General features: G+C 64.8%; 17 protein-coding genes. 10 read left to right on the top strand and 7 right to left on the bottom strand.

The annotated features are described in order from the left end of the window. Positions 1–103 precede the first annotated feature (103 nt). On the top strand, positions 104–1,735 hold the full coding sequence (locus tag H3H39_RS21040) for a M28 family peptidase (RefSeq protein WP_182156202.1): 1,632 nt from the start codon (positions 104–106) through the stop codon (positions 1,733–1,735). Between the two features lie 94 nt (positions 1,736–1,829). Here H3H39_RS21040 and H3H39_RS21035 read toward each other — a convergent pair whose 3' ends face one another. From H3H39_RS21035 to H3H39_RS21010, 6 genes are all read right to left on the bottom strand, one after another. Further along, on the bottom strand, positions 1,830–2,522 hold the full coding sequence (locus H3H39_RS21035; protein ID WP_182156200.1) for a cyclic di-GMP-binding domain-containing protein, MshE-related: 693 nt from the start codon (positions 2,520–2,522) through the stop codon (positions 1,830–1,832). 65 nt (positions 2,523–2,587) lie between these two features. After that, complete coding sequence (locus H3H39_RS21030) at positions 2,588–3,586, bottom strand: AraC family transcriptional regulator (RefSeq protein WP_182156198.1); 999 nt, start codon at positions 3,584–3,586, stop codon at positions 2,588–2,590. Between the two features lie 144 nt (positions 3,587–3,730). Then, positions 3,731–4,315 (bottom strand): DUF2059 domain-containing protein, encoded by a 585-nt coding sequence (locus H3H39_RS21025; RefSeq protein ID WP_229218166.1) that lies wholly within the window; start codon positions 4,313–4,315, stop codon positions 3,731–3,733. A 36-nt stretch (positions 4,316–4,351) separates the two neighbouring features. Beyond that, positions 4,352–5,974, bottom strand: a complete 1,623-nt coding sequence (locus H3H39_RS21020) for an OmpP1/FadL family transporter (protein ID WP_182156196.1) — start codon at positions 5,972–5,974, stop codon at positions 4,352–4,354. Further along, positions 5,975–7,021, bottom strand: a complete 1,047-nt coding sequence (locus H3H39_RS21015) for a transporter (protein ID WP_182156194.1) — start codon at positions 7,019–7,021, stop codon at positions 5,975–5,977. A 54-nt stretch (positions 7,022–7,075) separates the two neighbouring features. Then, positions 7,076–7,840 carry a C39 family peptidase gene (locus H3H39_RS21010; RefSeq protein WP_182156192.1) on the bottom strand — a complete coding sequence of 255 codons (765 nt, stop codon included), beginning with the start codon at positions 7,838–7,840 and terminating at the stop codon, positions 7,076–7,078. 537 nt (positions 7,841–8,377) lie between these two features. On the opposite strand from H3H39_RS21010, the gene H3H39_RS21005 reads away from it, so the two are divergent. The 7 genes from H3H39_RS21005 to H3H39_RS20975 all read left to right on the top strand — a co-directional run bounded on the left by H3H39_RS21005 (position 8,378) and on the right by H3H39_RS20975 (position 13,124). After that, positions 8,378–8,890: a DUF6160 family protein gene (locus H3H39_RS21005; protein WP_182156190.1), complete on the top strand. Its 513-nt coding sequence runs from the start codon at positions 8,378–8,380 to the stop codon at positions 8,888–8,890. 158 nt (positions 8,891–9,048) lie between these two features. After that, positions 9,049–9,561 carry a DUF6160 family protein gene (locus tag H3H39_RS21000; RefSeq protein WP_182156188.1) on the top strand — a complete coding sequence of 171 codons (513 nt, stop codon included), beginning with the start codon at positions 9,049–9,051 and terminating at the stop codon, positions 9,559–9,561. 128 nt (positions 9,562–9,689) lie between these two features. Further along, complete coding sequence (locus H3H39_RS20995) at positions 9,690–10,202, top strand: DUF6160 family protein (protein WP_182156187.1); 513 nt, start codon at positions 9,690–9,692, stop codon at positions 10,200–10,202. Between the two features lie 129 nt (positions 10,203–10,331). After that, entirely contained in the window at positions 10,332–10,844 is a 513-nt protein-coding gene (locus tag H3H39_RS20990) for a DUF6160 family protein (RefSeq protein WP_182156187.1), read from the top strand. A gap of 128 nt (positions 10,845–10,972) precedes the next feature. Then, complete coding sequence (locus tag H3H39_RS20985; RefSeq protein ID WP_182156185.1) at positions 10,973–11,797, top strand: hypothetical protein; 825 nt, start codon at positions 10,973–10,975, stop codon at positions 11,795–11,797. 1 nt (position 11,798) lies between these two features. Next, a complete protein-coding gene (locus H3H39_RS20980) occupies positions 11,799–12,653 on the top strand; it encodes a hypothetical protein (protein ID WP_182156183.1) in 855 nt (284 codons plus the stop codon). 3 nt (positions 12,654–12,656) lie between these two features. Further along, positions 12,657–13,124, top strand: coding sequence for a hypothetical protein (locus tag H3H39_RS20975; RefSeq protein WP_229218165.1), 468 nt, complete (start codon positions 12,657–12,659; stop codon positions 13,122–13,124). A gap of 186 nt (positions 13,125–13,310) precedes the next feature. Here the strand turns inward: H3H39_RS20975 and H3H39_RS20970 are convergent, their stop codons facing one another. Further along, positions 13,311–14,483 carry an MFS transporter gene (locus tag H3H39_RS20970; protein ID WP_182156348.1) on the bottom strand — a complete coding sequence of 391 codons (1,173 nt, stop codon included), beginning with the start codon at positions 14,481–14,483 and terminating at the stop codon, positions 13,311–13,313. Between the two features lie 236 nt (positions 14,484–14,719). Here H3H39_RS20970 and H3H39_RS20965 point away from each other — a divergent pair, with 236 nt between their 5' ends. Next, positions 14,720–15,490 (top strand): substrate-binding periplasmic protein, encoded by a 771-nt coding sequence (locus H3H39_RS20965; protein ID WP_182156181.1) that lies wholly within the window; start codon positions 14,720–14,722, stop codon positions 15,488–15,490. Positions 15,491–15,674: 184 nt separating this feature from the next. After that, positions 15,675–16,619: a TraB/GumN family protein gene (locus tag H3H39_RS20960; RefSeq protein WP_182156179.1), complete on the top strand. Its 945-nt coding sequence runs from the start codon at positions 15,675–15,677 to the stop codon at positions 16,617–16,619. Positions 16,620–16,682: the final 63 nt, after the last annotated feature.

The following is a 16,682-nucleotide window of genomic DNA, read 5'->3' as shown; positions in this document are numbered from 1 at the left end:
CCGCGCGATAACGGGCGCGGCCAGTTGCCTTACAATGTGCGCGCGGCACACCCAGACCGCATTTATCGTTCGCACTTATCCTTTCATACCCCCACAGGATCTCATGCAGAAAATGACAACATCGTTCGCCGCCACCGCCCTGGCCCTCGGCCTGGCGCTGGCATTTCCCGCCCACGCAGGCAGCGCCACAAGCGCGCCGCGGGTGCAGGAAGCCCCGTTGCGCGCCCACCTCGCGTTCCTCTCCAATGACGTGCTCGAAGGCCGCGGCACCGGCCAGCGCGGCGCCGACCTCACCGTGACCTACCTGGAAACCCAGGCCCTGGCGGCTGGCCTGAAGCCGGCCAACGGCGCCAGCTACCGCCAGTCCGTCAAGATCGCCGGCGTGGTGGGCCTGCCGGACCAGAGTTCGATGCACCTGACGGCCGGCGGCCAGCCACTGGCGTTCACTTACGGCCAGGACTGGGTGTGGGCGCCAGGCGACGCCCAGGACACGCACGCGTTCAACGCGCCGCTGGTGTTCGTCGGCTATGGCGCCACGGCGCCGGAGGAGGACTGGGACGACTACAAGGGCCAGGACGTCAAAGGCAAGCTGCTGGTGATGATGGTGAACGACCCACAGCCCACGGCCGAACAACCGGACCGCTTCGCCGGCAAGGGCCTGACCTATTACGGCCGCTGGAACTACAAGTTCGAGGAAGCCAGGCGCCACGGCGCGGCCGGGGTACTGCTGATCCACACGGACGCCAGCGCCACCTACGGCTGGAGCGTGGTGCAGCACAGCTGGGCCGGCGTGGAGCGCTTCCAGCTGGCCGACAAGACCACCGGCAACGCGCTGCAAGGCTGGATGACGGACGCCAGCGCGCGTGCCCTGTTCAAGGCGGCCGGCCAGGATCTGGACCAGCTGCGCGCCGCCGCCGAGCGCAAGGATTTCCAGCCGGTGCCCCTGAACGCCACGCTGGATGGCGAAATGAAGGCGGCCGTGCGCAAGGTCGAACAGTTCAACATCGCCGGCGTGGTGCCGGGCACCGATCCCAGGCTCAAGGACGAAGTGGTGATCTACAGCGCCCACTGGGACCACCTGGGCAAGCACGGCGACAGCGGCGATACCATCTTCAACGGCGCCGTCGATAACGCCTCCGGTTCGGCCGCGTTGCTGGCCATGGCCAAGGCGGCCGTGCAGGCGCCGGCCAAGCGCAGCCAGATGTTCCTGTGGGTGGCGGCCGAGGAGCAGGGCCTGCTGGGCAGCGCGGCCTATGCGGCAGCGCCGCTGTGGCCACTGGCCAGGACGGCCGCCAACCTGAACCTGGATAGCCTGAACTTCGTCGGCCAGACGCGCGACATCGGCGCCCAGGGCAGCGAGCGCACGGAACTGGGCAAGCTGGCGGCGGCCGCCGCCAAGGGCATGGGCATGCACATCGCCGTGACGGAACCGGACCTGATCGGCGGTTACTTCCGCAGCGACCACATCAACTTCGCCAAGGCCGGCGTGCCGGCGTTCTCGATCGAGTCGGGCCGCGAATTCATCCACGACCCGGCCGGTTCCACGGCCAAGGTGGAGGCTTACCAGGCGCGCTACCATCAGGTGACGGACGAATACGACCCCAGCTGGGATCTGTCGGGCATGACCCAGCAAGCCCAGTTCACCTTGAACCTGGGCCGGCTGGTGGCCAACGCGCCCAAGATGCCTGCCTGGCGCGCCGGTGACGCGTTCGGCAAGGCACGCGCCGCCAAGTAAGCAAGGGGGCGCGCTCAAGAGAAAAGGGGCGCCCCCAACATCATCAGGGCCGGACAATTCGCATTGTCCGGCCCTGATTTTTTTTTGCGCTGGCTTAGTGGTGGAACGACAGCGAGATCACGGTGCCCGTCAAGTCGATGCCCTTGATGGCGATGCTGCCGAAGCTGGGGCCGTCCGAGCCGCGGATGCGGATGTTGTTGAAGTTCATCTCACCGATCGAGGTGGGCAGGCTGAGCGTGAGCGAGCCATCCTTGTTGATGGTGGCGGCCGCCTTGGTTGGATCGTACAGCACGTTTTTCATGGTCACGTCCGACTCCAGGAAACCGAGCACGGGATTGACGATCTTGGCCATGTCGCCCAGGATCTCCAGTCCGTTGGCCTTGACCGAGCCCTTCACCTGGGCCACCAGGTCTTCGCTCAAGCCCTGTGCCGCCGTGTCGCTCAACTCATCCTCGGTCAGCATCTGCAGGCCCGATTGCTCCTTGCGCAGGGTGACGGGGGTGGTCACGGCCAGCGTGGGCAGCACTTCGGCCGCGTAGGTTTCCAGCGGCGCCAGCAGCGAGGTGGCGATGGCCGCCGCCATCCGCAGGTTGCGCTGGGTGCGCAGAATGTCGTTGATGTGCTCATGGGTGATGATGTCCCACTCGGCGAAAATGTCACCGAGGCGCTGGCCCGTCTTGCGCTGGTGTTCGATAGCGCGGTCCAGCTGTTCCTGCGTAATCAGCTTCTTTTTGACCAGCAGCTGACCGAACATTGATTTGTGGTGATTGGTGGACAGCCATCCCATGGCGTACTCCCCTTCGTCGTGGTTAGAGTGGATCAAAATGCCGCGGCGCGGCCCCGCGCTTCCCTTCAGGCCGTCTCGCGCAGCGGCGGCAACATGGCCGGCACCTGCGTTCCCGGCTGGTGGGCCAGGTGCACGATGTCGGACGGCGCCATGCCGAACCAGCGCTTGCAAGCCCGGTAGAACGCGCTGGGCTCGGAAAAGCCCAGCTGGAAACTCAACATCTTGAGCGACAGTTCGCCCGCGCTCAGCGACTGGCGCGCCAGTTCGCGCCGGGTGTCGTCCACCAGCGTCGTGAAGCTGGTGCCTTCCTCGGCCAGCCGGCGCTGCAAGGTGCGTTCGCTCATCATCAACTGGGCCGCCACGTCGTCGCGGTGCGGCGGACCCTTGGGCAGCAGCGTGGCCAGCAAGCCTTGCACCTTGGCCGAGAAGGTGGGCGGCTCGGCGCGCGCCAGGCTGGCCAGCACGCGCTGGCCGCCGCCATCCTGCAGCGGCGGGTTGGGCGGCAGCGCCATCACCAGGTCGGCGTCGGAAAATTCCATCACGTTGTGCGGCATGCCGAACTTGACGGGGCAGCCGAATGTCTCTTCATAGACGTGGGCGTTGGCCGGCTGCGGGAACGCGTATTCCACCACCACCGGGGTGGCGTCGTCGCGTCCGGCCGCGCAGCGCAAGGTGCGCAGCAGCACGCACCAGACGAAGTCGTAGCGTTGCTGGGGCACGTCGCGGCGGGCGCCGGGCAGCACCAGGCCGACCCGGGTGTGGCCGTGGCAGCGCTCGATGGTGCTTTGCACGGTGGGCGAAACGAGCATGATGTGGCCCATCACGCCCAGCCAGCCGAGCCGGTGCGGGGTCGATACTTTCAAACCCAGCAAGGGATCGCCGGATTTTTCCACCAGCAATTCCCACAGGTGGCTAAGCTTGTCGGACAAGGTCAGCGCGTCGCAAGCGAGGCCGTCGCCTTCGTTCAGGCCGGCCTCGGCGAACAGGGCGTCCGCCTCGACGCCGGACTGGGCCAGGCGCGACTTGACCCCGCGCACCAGGTGCAGGGCGGAAGAGTAGGTCATGGCGTCACCTCCAGTGAAGTGGATGGCGCGCGGGCCGAGAGGGGGGCAGTGTACGTGGACAAGTTGAACCTCCTGTGTGTCACCACTGAAAAAAACATGGCCGGAAACAGCTAGACGATGATGCGGGGGCGCGGCATCAGCGGCTCAGGGCGTGACGGCGGCACGCAGGCGCATGCCGATCTTTTCCGTCAAACCTTTCATCTTGGCGTCGATCACGGGACGGCTGTCGGTGGCCACGCCTTCCCCCAGCTTGCGCTGCATTTCCGGCACCAGCGCCTCGAATTTCTTCTTGACGGGCGATTCGAGGATGGTCACCAGCTGCCGCAATTCTTCCTCGTTGAAGCGTTCGGCCAGGATGGGCGCCACCGTGGTGGGGATCAGCTTGTCGGCGCTGGCGCGCGTGATGGGCGTGGCTTCGTCCATGAACTTGCGGGCCTCGGCCACGATGTCGGTCATGGCCGCGTCGCGCTTCTCCACCGAGGCACGGCCTTGCAGCATGGCGCGCGCCTGTTGCACGGCGTCGGCCACGGGCGCTTGCAGCATGGACTGGCCGATGCTGTCGATATTCCACAGTTTCAAAATCTTGTCGATCAATTCCTGCTTGGCCGGGCTGATGGCGGCGGCCGGCACGGCGGCGGCGGCCGGAGCCGGCGCGGCGGTGGCCGCTTGCGCGCCCAGGCTGGCGCCACACAGGATCAGGGCGGCGATGGTGGTTTTGGTCAATGGCATCTGGTGTCTCCTAAAAAATAGCAGTGTTGCGCGGCCTTAGAAGCGCCGGTTCAGTTCCACGCCCATGTAGCGCACGTGGATGTCACCCTGCACATCGAGCCCGGCGTACGGGTTGTAGATGATGTTCAGGAAAGTGTTGCAGTTCATATTGCAGGACGAGTTGGCCGGGTTGTTGAACTTGCCCGTCATGTAGGAACCCGTCACGCTGATGTCGGTCTTTGGGTTGATCTTGAAGTTCAGCCCCGCGCTCAGCAGCTTGGTGTTGGGCAGCGGCGCCAGCAAGTCGATCTTGTTCGATGGAATCGACGACTTGCGTGGTTCATAGCCGAAACGCAGCGTCAGCCGGTTGGTCGGGAACAGTTGCAAACCGTACGCGAAATTGACCAGGCTCTTGTAATCGCGCGGCATGGTCAGCTTGCTCGAATCGGGAATGCCGTACAGCCGCGCCACTTCCAGCAGCTTGATGCTCTGGTCGAACTGGAACGTCAACACATTCCATTCGTTCCAATTGGCATAGCTGGCGTCCACGTTCAGCTGCACCATTTGCACCGGGCGCAGCTTGATGCCCACCTGCACATGGTAGGGGAAGGGAATGGTGGCCGACAGATTACCCTTCTGGATGGCCGGGATAGCCGACGGGAAACCGAGCACGGCGCCGGCGATCGGCCCCAACAGGCTCGAGTTCAAGCCTTGCACGAAATTGCGCAGCATGGGATCGGCCGAGAACTGGTAGGTGCCCGTGTAGTGGGTCTTGGAACCGCCCTGGTAGACGGCGCCCAGCGCGAACCACGGCTTGGGTTCCCACAGCACACCCAGGTTGAGTGTGGGGTCGACCGGCGCCGTCAGTTCCATGTGGGCGTTGGCCGCCTTCTTGAACGGGCTGACCATGCCATCCTTGCCGCCGCCGCACACGCCGAAGCCGAAGGTGTCGATGATGTTGCCGCCGTTCTCGGGACACCAGCCCTGCTGCAGCTTGCCGAACACGCCCAGCAGTTCATTGGGGAAGCGCATATTGGTGTCGATCACGAGCGCCTCGTGGGCGATCGGCACGGCCAGGCCGAAGCGCAGCGTGTCGGAATACTTGTAGCCCACCGAGGGCGACAGGTAGACCAGGCGCTGCAGCTGGAACTGGCGGCCCTGGTATTGGCCGGGGTCGTCGTTCTGGGTGGTGCGGTCCAGGCTCATGGCGGCTGCCATATAGCTGTCGGTGGCGAAGGTCCACGGCGAGCCCTTCTTGTTCCAGGCCATGCCCACGCCGGGCACCACCACGGCCGGCAGACGCCAGCCGGGCTTGCCGTAGCCGGGCACATAGGTCATCTGGCGCACCGGGCCGGTGCTCTTGCCGTTCAAGGGATCCTCGGTCCAGCCGCCGACATCGAAGCCGGCCGGCTGGTGGAAGCTGGCGCTGGTGCGGATCGAGGCGACCCAGTTGTGGATCGATTCGCTGTCGCCTTCCAGCCGGGCCAGTCCGGCCGGGTTGAAGTGGATCGAACCGATGCCGGGCGGGTCGGCCGTGACGGCGTTGCCCAGCGCCATGGCCGTGACGTTGGTGGTCAGGTTCTCCGTCAGCGCCGCGTGCGCGGCCGGCGCGCAGGCCGCCGCCACGGCGGTGGCCAGGGCCAGCCGCCGCAACGGCCGGAGCGTGGTACGCGCTGCCATTTAGAACGACAGCGGCAAGTTCATGCCCACCGTGAGGTTGGGCGAGTCGGCCGTCAAGCCGAAGCCCACCGACAGGTTGACGGTGGTCTTGGGCGAGACCTTGTAACCGAGGCCCATGTTGAGGATGGCCGAGGTCTGCATGGTGGTCTTGGCCACCAGGCCGTCGGCGAAGTGCAGCTTGGAACCGGCCGAGATCGCTTCCTGGAACGACAGGGTGGTGGATATGTCGTACGACAATGCGTACGCGAAGCCCATGCCGAAGCCCACCGAGGCGCCCGGTTGCACCTTGGTCAGGATGCGGGTGCCGTTGACCTGATACAAATGGGCGGCCGGCAGGCTGACAGTGGCGTTGAGCGAACCGAACAGCGCGACCGGGTCGACGATGCGGTTCAGGTTCAGGCCGGCCGAGAAGGCCGTCACGCCGCTGCCGGTGGCCTGGCCGCTGCCGGCGATGATCTTGAACGGGCTGCGGCCGGTGGGCAGGCGCACGCTGCCGGTCAGGGTCACGCCGGGCGCGTCGCGCTTGGCCTCGATCGGCTGGAAGCGCCCGCCCAGCGAAATGTCGCCCAGCGAGTTGGACACGCCGCTGGCCGAGCCGCTGTCGGAATAACGCGACAGCACCGGCAGCGTGACGTTGCCCGTCAAGTTGTCGCGCAAGCCGTAGTCGGCCGAGAAGGTATTGGTGATGGTGTGCGAGCTGGTGTTTTCGATGCTGAACAGCGACACGCCGCCGCCGGCCAGGTCGGTGACGATCTTTTCCTGGCCGATGTAGGCGTAGGTGAGGTCGTAGCTGAACTGGAACTGGCTCTTGCGGATCAGGGTGTATTGCTTGTCGACCGAGGTCAGGGTTTCCTTCAGCAGCGTGCTTTGGTCGCCTTCGCCTTCTTTCTTGGCCAGCGCCTCACGCACGGCGGCCGCGTCGGCCGGCTTGGTGGCGGCGTCGGCCGGCGGCGTTTGCTGGGCCTGCGCTGGCATGGCCAGCAGCAGGGCGGACGCGATGGCGCCGGCGAGGGCGGGACGGGCGAATGGCGTGATGCGTGAAGTCATGAACAATCCTCTGGCGAAAGTTGGGGCAGATAGATAAGCAGGCTTGCTATGCCGTTACTGGCGGTGCATCCAGGTGCCGGCGGCGCCCGAATTGACGGCCCGTTCCAGCAGGTGGGCGGAGTTGTTGAGCGCGTCGAGGCGCCCGCGGTTGGTGACCTGGTCCATGTCGAGCAGGCCCAGTTCCTTGTCCGTCAGGGCCAGCTTGCCGGCCGCCGTGTGGCCTTTGCCGGGGCTGATGATGAACAGCGCGTTCTTGTCCCACAGCTTGGCGAACTCGTCCAACGAAAACACCAGGTTGCCGCGCGACGGGTCGGCGATATAGACCACGTCCTTGCGGATGCCGCGCAGCACCACGAAGTGCTTGGTGCCGAAGTCGATCGGCACGATCCCCGGTTCCGTCAGGGTCAGCAGGTCGGCGATCTCGGCCCGGTAGCCGGCGCCGGAGGCGCCCAGCGAGGCCACGTAGCGTTTCATGTCGAGCAGCGAGAAGCCGCGCCGCTCGATGATCTTTTCCTTCTCGCCTTTTTCCAGCATGCCTTCCATGGCTTGCTGTTCCGTCACGTTCAAGCCCAGGTGATAGGTGAGCAGCGTCACCAGTGCGGCCGAGCCGCAGCTGAAGTCGTATGCCTGGTGCACGATGTTGTGGTACTTGAGCTCGGAATAGGGTTCCACATCCAGGCTCTGGTTGTAATGGCCGCCGCCCAGCAGGGCTTGCGGCATTTCCAGCTGGCCTTTGGGACGGTCCAGCGGTTCGTGGCGCGACATGGCACCGGCGCCACCGATCAGGGCGGCGACCACACCCAACAGAATCATCAACATGGGACGCCCCTAGCGGGTAACGAACCAGATCAGCCGCGTGCGCGGCGAGGGGGCAGGCGCTTCCCCGAGTCCCATGACTGCTTCCATCGTTTCTCCAAGTTATCTCGATTAGAACGATCGTGCTTTATTAAGGCAACAACTGTTCTTTGTATTTTTGTAACTTATTAACGCATTTTTGGACGGGATCGGCATCTGTTTTTTTAGAAAGTAACTTCTAACATGCGCGCGAATACTTATGCTATCTGAAGCAACAGCGCCACAACACCCTCTCCCCTCTGGGTGGCTCGCGAGGTCAAGCGGTTGGCTTTGCAAGTCAGTGCGACACAGTAGACCGGGGCCAAGACCGGCCAATATCATAAATTTAATTAATATTTAAATATTAAGAGTTCATGGCGATCCCGCCCGCTGCATCGCAGTTGGAGATTGCGGTAGACAGGCGGCAATTTCCGCACAGTGATCCCTTATCCGGGGTCATGGGCCTGGTGGTCATGACAAGAACACTAAATATTTTTAAATAACTTAATCTTGGAGAACAACATGCAATTGATCAAAACCGCAGTCGCAGCAGCCCTGGCAACCCTGGCCCTGTCCGCATCGGCCATGACCCCCATCCAGGATACCGAACTGAGCGCTGTTAGCGGTCAAGACGGCGTGTCGATCGCCGCCAACCTGAACATCAAGATGGATTCCTTCGTCTACACCGACACCGACGCGCTCGACGCCAACGGCATGGGTGGCGGTTCGGTCAGCTTCAACGGCATCAAGGTCCAAGGCCTGATCGCCGCCAGCATCGACATCCTGTCGAAGAACTCCTTCCTGGCAGCCGCTGGCGCCGCTGGTGTGACCAACCCAGGCACCTTCTACAACCCAGCATCGGGCGGCGACGTGGTGCAGATCGCCATCCCAGCCGACGTGCAAGTGGCCGCCGGCAAACTGCTGAACATCTCGGTTGACGCCATCAAGATGGGCAACAACGCCGCTTCCTACGGCTCGGTCGCCATGAACCAGGTCGACCTGCGCGGCACCCAAGTGTGGATCTGGGCCCACTAATCCAGCCCATTCTGCGCTGGCTTCCCAGGCCGTTTTGTTGGCCTGCAAAGTCAGCGCAGCAAGCTGGACGGACCCGGCGGCAGTGCCTAACATGGACCTGCAACCTTAAAAAAAAAGAAATACCTCTTAATTAAAATCAAACTTTCGGAGACCACCAAATGCAGATCATCAAAACCGCAGTCGCAGCCGCTCTGGCAACCCTGGCCCTGTCCGCATCGGCCATGACCCCGATCCAAGATACCGAGCTGAGCACCGTCAGCGGTCAAGACGGCGTGTCGATCGCCGCCAACCTGAACATCAAGATGGATTCCTTCGTCTACACCGACACCGACGCGCTCGACGCCAACGGCATGGGTGGCGGTTCCGTGAGCTTCAACGGCATCAAGGTCCAAGGCCTGATCGCCGCCAGCATCGACATCCTGTCGAAAAACTCCTTCCTGGCAGCCGCTGGCGCCGCTGGTGTGACCAACCCTGGCACCTTCTACAACCCAGCATCGGGCGGCGACGTGGTGCAGATCGCCATCCCAGCCGACGTGCAAGTGGCCGCCGGCAAACTGCTGAACATCTCGGTTGACGCCATCAAGATGGGCAACAACGCCGCTTCGTTCGGTTCGGTCGCCATGAACCAGGTTGACCTGCGCGGTACCCAAGTGTGGATCTGGGCACACTAATCCGCCACTGACCGGCGCGGCTTACTCCACGCCGGTCTGACGGATACCCAGTACGGCGGCGCCCGCCCGGCGCCGCCGGCAAAACCAAAATCATAAGTAAAACCAAAACTACTTTTCGGAGATCACAAATGCAAATCGTTAAAACCGCAGTCGCAGCCGCTCTGGCAACCCTGGCCCTGTCCGCATCGGCCATGACCCCGATCCAAGATACCGAACTGAGCGCTGTTAGCGGTCAAGATGGCGTGTCGATCGCCGCCAACCTGAACATCAAGATGGATTCGTTCGTCTACACCGACACCGACGCACTCGACGCCAACGGCATGGGTGGTGGTTCCGTGAGCTTCAACGGCATCAAAGTGAAGGGCCTGATCGCTGCCAGCATCGACATCCTGTCGAAAAACTCGTTCCTGGCCGCCGCCGGCGCCGCTGGTGTGACCAACCCAGGCACCTTCTACAACCCAGTATCGGGCGGCGACGTGGTGCAGATCGCTATCCCAGCCGACGTGCAAGTGGGCGCTGGCAAGCTGCTCAACATCTCGGTTGACGCCATCAAGATGGGCAACAACGCCGCTTCGTTCGGTTCGGTCGCCATGAACCAGGTCGACCTGCGCGGTACCCAAGTGTGGATCTGGGCACACTAATCCGTCCCTGACCGGACCGGCTTGATCCGGCACGGTCTGACGGCAAGGCAGTACGGCGGCGCCGCCACGGCGCCGCCCGCAACACCACAACTATAAGCACAAATCAAAACTACAATCGGAGACTTCCAAATGCAAATCGTTAAAACCGCAGTCGCAGCCGCTCTGGCAACCCTGGCCCTGTCCGCATCGGCCATGACCCCGATCCAAGATACCGAACTGAGCGCTGTTAGCGGTCAAGATGGCGTGTCGATCGCCGCCAACCTGAACATCAAGATGGATTCGTTCGTCTACACCGACACCGACGCACTCGACGCCAACGGCATGGGTGGTGGTTCCGTGAGCTTCAACGGCATCAAAGTGAAGGGCCTGATCGCTGCCAGCATCGACATCCTGTCGAAAAACTCGTTCCTGGCCGCCGCCGGCGCCGCTGGTGTGACCAACCCAGGCACCTTCTACAACCCAGTATCGGGCGGCGACGTGGTGCAGATCGCTATCCCAGCCGACGTGCAAGTGGGCGCCGGCAAGCTGCTCAACATCTCGGTTGACGCCATCAAGATGGGCAACAACGCCGCTTCGTTCGGTTCGGTCGCCATGAACCAGGTCGACCTGCGCGGTACCCAAGTGTGGATCTGGGCGCACTAATCGTTCCAGCCCGCTGATCCAACGGCCGCGCCCGCGGCCGTCACATTGCAAGATGCCGGAGCCCAGGCGCCGGCATCCTGTTCATCCAGTCCGGACACGGCGTGTCCCTCCACTGTACGATCGAACCGATGCTGAAATCGTCCCCCTTCCAGCCGGGCTTGCGCGCCCGCCTGTGCCGCGCGGCTGTGCTGCTGACGGCCGGCCTGACGGCGCAACTGGCGACGGCCCAGATGCGGCCGCTGAGCGAAGATGAGCTGTCGGCCACGCACGCCCAGGGCCTGATGGCCATGAGCAACAGCAGCTATGGCGGCTTCGATTTCACCAAGGTGGCGCTGGATGCGGACATTACCCTGAGCGCCAATTTCAAGAACCTGCGCCTGGGCGAGTACAACTACGCGGCCCGCAACGGCACCGGCGCCGACATCGACATGTCGCTGCTGCAGTTCGGCCGCAGCGACGGCACCGAGGCCCAGCGCCTGGTGCACATCAGCAATCCCTATTTTGAATTCGTCTATCGCAACGCGGGCGACAACGCCGCGCGCGAAGTGGTCGGCATGCGCTTCGGTTTCGACGCCATCAGCGGCGACGTGGGCCTGAAGCTGAGCACCTTGTCCGGCTCCATGCTGGTGCAGGGCCAGGCGGCCGACGGCAGCGCCATCACGCTCGACAGCCATACCGATACGGCCGGCGCCGGCAAGCGCTGGGACGGCGCCTGCACCGCGCCTTGCTTGTCGCTGGCCAACCTGGGCGGCGTGACGGCCGGCGACGCCAGCGGCCCCAGCCGCGACTTCTGGATTTCCGTATTGAAGACGGGCGTGCAATTCCAGGCCCCATCCGGCACCAGCCAGTTGCCCGACGCGGCCCAGGCCGGTATCTGGCTGAACTGGCGCGACAAGCTGCAAGCCATCAGCACCAACGGCGTGACGCCGCCCAACCTGCCCAAGGTGCGCTGACATGACGCCCGCCCGCTACCTGTTCCCCATGCTCGGCCTGCTGTGCTGGCAACACGCCGGCGCCATGCAGCCGCTGACCGACAACGCCCTGTCCGCCGTGCGCGGCGGCGATGGCGTGAGCTTCGACCTGAACGGTTTCTCGATGGGCGGCGACGCCCGCGTCACCTACACGTCGCCCGACGGGCGCAGCCTGTGGGTGGAAAAATTCAGCGCCGCGCGCAGCGACAATCCGCTGCCGTATTCCGATCCTTACCGGCTCGACATCGTCAATGGCGCGCCCGGCCTGGCTGACGTGATTGACCTGCGTTTCCCCATCAATGCCAACGCCGACCAGCGCTGGCAGTTCGCCTATGACTGGGGTGTGACGGCCGACGGTATCGCCCGCAACGCCGGCAGCGTGGTGGTGACGGACATGGTGATGTACGGTGGTGGCCTGCAGTTCACCACGCCACAAGTGAACGATGGCATCGCCTTCGGCGCGGCGCTGCGCATGGACGTGGGCCAGCTGGCCCTGCGCCCGCGCGGGCGTACCGACGCCACCGAGCAGATGACGCTGAGCGGCATCCATATCGGCGGCGTGGATGCCAACGGCGCCTTCAACAACACGCCGTGGACCATCGCGGCCGTGGCGGCCCAGCCCGGCGTGATCAACGCCTTGACGGATGAGACGGGACCGCGCCTGCACATCGGCATCGACTGGCCCGACAGCCGCTATGGCAACGGCACGGCGCCGGCCGGCGGCCTGGTAGTCGACAATATTTCCTTCACCAGCCCCAACCAGCCCACGGTGGACCTGGGTTCCTCGCGCATCGGCTCGATGCAGATCCAGTATCTCGACATCAAATTCAGGCGCTGACCGATGAAACGTTTATGGTTCACCTTGCTGGCGCTGGCCGGCTGCACCCAAGCCCTGGCCGGCGGCCTGCGTCCGCTGGAAGACGCCGAGATGTCGAACGTGACGGGCGGTGACGGCATCAGCTTCGCGGCCCACATCGTGCTCAACGATCCCTCGCTGGTGGGCGCGGTGGCCGACAGCCGCTTGTCGCTGGGCTTCAATGGCGACGGCCAGAACCGCTACCTGGTGATCAAGAACCTGCGCGGCAGCATCGACATGTGGGCCGTCAGCCTGGGCGTGCAGCAGCGCAGCGATGGCGGCGGCGACACCATCACCATCGGCTTGCCCGGCTACGTACGCTATTCCAATTTCGGCTTCGAGTCGCTCAGCGTGCAGACCGACCCGCTGGCGCCCGTCACGGGCAACCTGGGCAGCCTGAACATCAACGGCAATGTGTCGCTGCAAGGCCAGGTGCGGCTGTGGTCGCACTGACCCGGCCCGACTGACCTGCCCCCACTGAGCCCGACCTGACGCCACTGGCCTGACTTTAGCTTCCTGCCCCGACCCGCACTGGCGCCGGACCACGCTACCAGCTCAAGCTCAAGCTCAAGCTCAAGCTCAAGCTCAAGCTCAAGCTCAAGCTCAAGCTCAAGCTCAAGCTCAAGCTCAGGCTCAGGCTCAGGCCGGCTGTTGCCGCGCTTTCGGCGCCAGGTATTCCGTCGCGAATACGCACAGCGCCAGGCCGGGAAAGGCCAGCCCCGTCATCAGCACGCCCTGCCAGCCATGGTGGGCGAACATCCATCCTCCCAACGACGAACCGGCCGCGCCGCCCATGAAGAACAGCGCCATGTACAGCCCGTTCAAGCGGCTGCGGATATCCGCACCGAGCGCGAAGATGGCGCGCTGGCCCACCACCAGGCTGGCCGCGACGCCCATGTCGAGCACGATGGAGGCGGCCACCAGCAAGGCCAGCTCGGCCACGCGGCCCGCGTGCACCAGCAGCGGCGCCGCGAACGCCAGCGCGCCCAGGCCCAGCGCCAGCGCCGTGGTGGGGCGGCTGTGGCCGCGGTCGGCCAGGCCGCCGCCGATGGGCGAGGCGATGGCGCCGGCCACGCCGGCCAGCGCGAACAGCGCCACGCCGGTCTGGTCCAGGTGGAACCAGGGGCCCATCAGCACCAGCGGCACGGTGGTCCAGAACAGGCTGAAGGCGCCGAACATGCAAGCCTGGTAGGCGGCGCGGCGGCGCAGGATGGGCGTGGTTTTCAGCAGATGCCACATCGAGCCCAGCAGCGCCGGATAACGCAGCGTGGCCACCGGCTGGCGCACCGGCAGGCGCCGCCGCAGCAGCAGCGCCAGCGCGGCCGTGCCCACGGCCGAGATGATGAAGATGGCGTGCCAGCCCAGCGCGCCGGCCACCAGGCTGGCCACGGGCCGGGCCAGCATGATGCCCAGCAACAGGCCGCTCATGACCTTGCCCACCGTCTGGCCGCGCGTTTCGGGCAGCGCCAGGTGGGCCGCGAACGGCACCAGCACCTGGGCCGCCACCGACCCCAGGCCGATGCACAGCGCGGCACTGAGGAACACGGGGGCGCTGCCGGCCACGGACGCGGCCAGCAGGGCGGCCGCGCTGGTGAACAGGGCGGTGACGATCAGGCGCCGGTTTTCCAGCAAGTCGCCCAGCGGCACGATGAACAGCAGGCCCAGGCAATAGCCGATCTGGGTCAGCGTGACGATCAGACCGGCCGCGCCGGGCGTCAGGCCGGTGTCGCGGCTGATGGGGCCGACCAGGGTTTGCGCGTAATACAGGTTGGCCACGATCAGGCCGGTGGCGATGGCCAGCAGCCACACCATGGCGGGGGCGATGTCTTGTTGCGGGGCGTGCGTCGTGGTCACGGCGGACTCCGGTAGTCGGTAGCCGGCCATTCTACCGGCGCCCGCCGATTGTTGCTGAGCGTGCCCCGGTTTGATCCGGGATTGAAATTCTGGCATGCAACAACGCATATAATTCACGCATGGGTGGACAACACAACACAGGATGCGGAGGAAGGGCTGGCGCGGATGCGGGCACTGGGGCGACGGGCCGGCCGGTGCACATCTGGCTGACGGGCTTTATGCTGGCTGCTGCTGCTGCTGCTGCGTCGGCGGCGTCGCCGTCGGCTACGACTGGCGCTGTGGCCGCGCCGGGCAAGGCGGACGCGCCGCCATCCTTGGTGGTACTGGTGGACACGGGCACGGAAATGCCGATGGCCGCGTTCCACGGCAACCAGTTGGTCGATGGCTTGCACCGCGACATCGGTGTGGCGCTGGCTGCCCGCCTGGGCCGGCAAGCCGTATTCCTGGGCCTGCCCCGCAAGCGCATCGGATTGGCGCTGGAACAGGGCAAGGCCGACCTGATCTGCATGTACATACCGCCCTGGCTGCCGGGTAATTTCCACTGGAGCCAGCCGTTCTTCCCGCTACGCGAGGTGGTGGTGACGGACACCGCAGTGCCCCGTCCCGCCACGCTGGCCGACTTGAAGGGGCAAACCATCGCCACCGTGCTTGGTTACTTCCACCCGGAACTGGAGCGTGCGCTGGGCCCCGGTTTCGTGCGCGAGGATGGCCCATCCAGTTCCGCCAATCTGCGCAAGCTGGCTGCGGGGCGATTGCACCACGTCGTTACCCAGCAAAGCACGCTGGACTATCACCAGAAGACGAGCCAGCGGCTGTCCGTCTATCCACCGCTGCTGGTCAAAGCGTACATGACGCAATGCGCCGTCTCGCCACAGGGGCAGGTCGGCGTGGCGGCCATCAATCAAGCCATCACCCATCTCGTCAAAGATGGGGACGTGGCACGCATCGTAGCCCGCTACCAATAGCAGGCGGGCTTGCGTCGTCATGGACAGTCCCGTTTTTTTCTATTAGCTCGTCAAATAAATGCTGCCAGTAAACAGGCTCTGATTTACCATAGGCAACGGTGATGCCCGTTCTGGGCACACTTTCTTCCTCGTCAATGTTGATGGTCCAGCCGCCGCATCGTCCCCGGTCCGGCAAGGGGAACGCATGCGTTTGTCTATCCTGCCGTACGTGCTGCCAGCCGTACTGATCCTGTTCTGCGCGGGTCCCGCGCGGGCGGTCGAAAGCTTGCCGACCGATGGCGTCGCCATTGCGGCCGCGGCGGCGTCACCGCGCCACGGCGCGCTATACCGGGTCAGCCATGAAGGGCGCACCGGTTACCTGTACGGCACCATCCATGTCGGCCAGGGCGACGATACGTTGATGGCGCCGGAAGCGGCGCGCGCGCTGGCCGATGCCAGCAGCGTTGTGGTCGAACTCGACATCCGCTCCAACGACGCGTTCCAGACGGCCCTGGGCAAGCACGGCATGTATGGGGACGGCGACAGCATCGTCCATCACGTGTCGCCGGCCACCTTGCGCCAGCTGGTGCAGGCACTGGCGCGCGCCGGCATTCCGCTGCGCGACGTCGAACGCTACAAGCCCTGGCTGATTGGCAACCTGCTGCAAGGCCTGGAACTGGACCGCAACGGCTACCGGCGCAGCGGCGCCGCCGAGTACGTGTTGCTGGCGGCGGCCAAGCGGCAAGACAAGACGGTGCGCGAACTGGAAAGCGCCGACTACCAGCTGGCCATGTTCGACGCGCTCGACGCCGCGCAGCAGGAACAGTACTTGCGCGAAAACCTGGCGGATCTGGAAGATGGCAACGCGCTCAAGCGTTCGCGCGACCTGATCGAAGCCTGGCGCGCGGCCGACTCGCCGCGCATCGACGCCGCATTGCACGCCTTTACGGCCGGTTCGTCCGTCAACGCCACCTTCATGCAGACTACCTTGCTGGGCAAGCGCAATCCCGAAATGGCCAGCGCCATCGAGCGCATCCTGCAGCAGGACCAGGTCGCCTTTGTGGGCGTGGGCCTGCTGCATCTGGCTGGCGAGAACGGACTGCCGCAATTGCTCAAACAGCGTGGTTACACCATCGAGCAGCTGTACTAGCGGACAGTCAGGCTCGAACCGGTCATGCCCGCCGCGCCAGCAACGCGTACGGCCGCACCGGGC

The sequence above is a fragment of the Rugamonas apoptosis genome (assembly GCF_014042355.1).
GTDB classification, from domain to species: Bacteria; Pseudomonadota; Gammaproteobacteria; order Burkholderiales; family Burkholderiaceae_D; genus Rugamonas; species Rugamonas apoptosis.
This window is presented reverse-complemented; position numbering and strand designations above follow the sequence as displayed.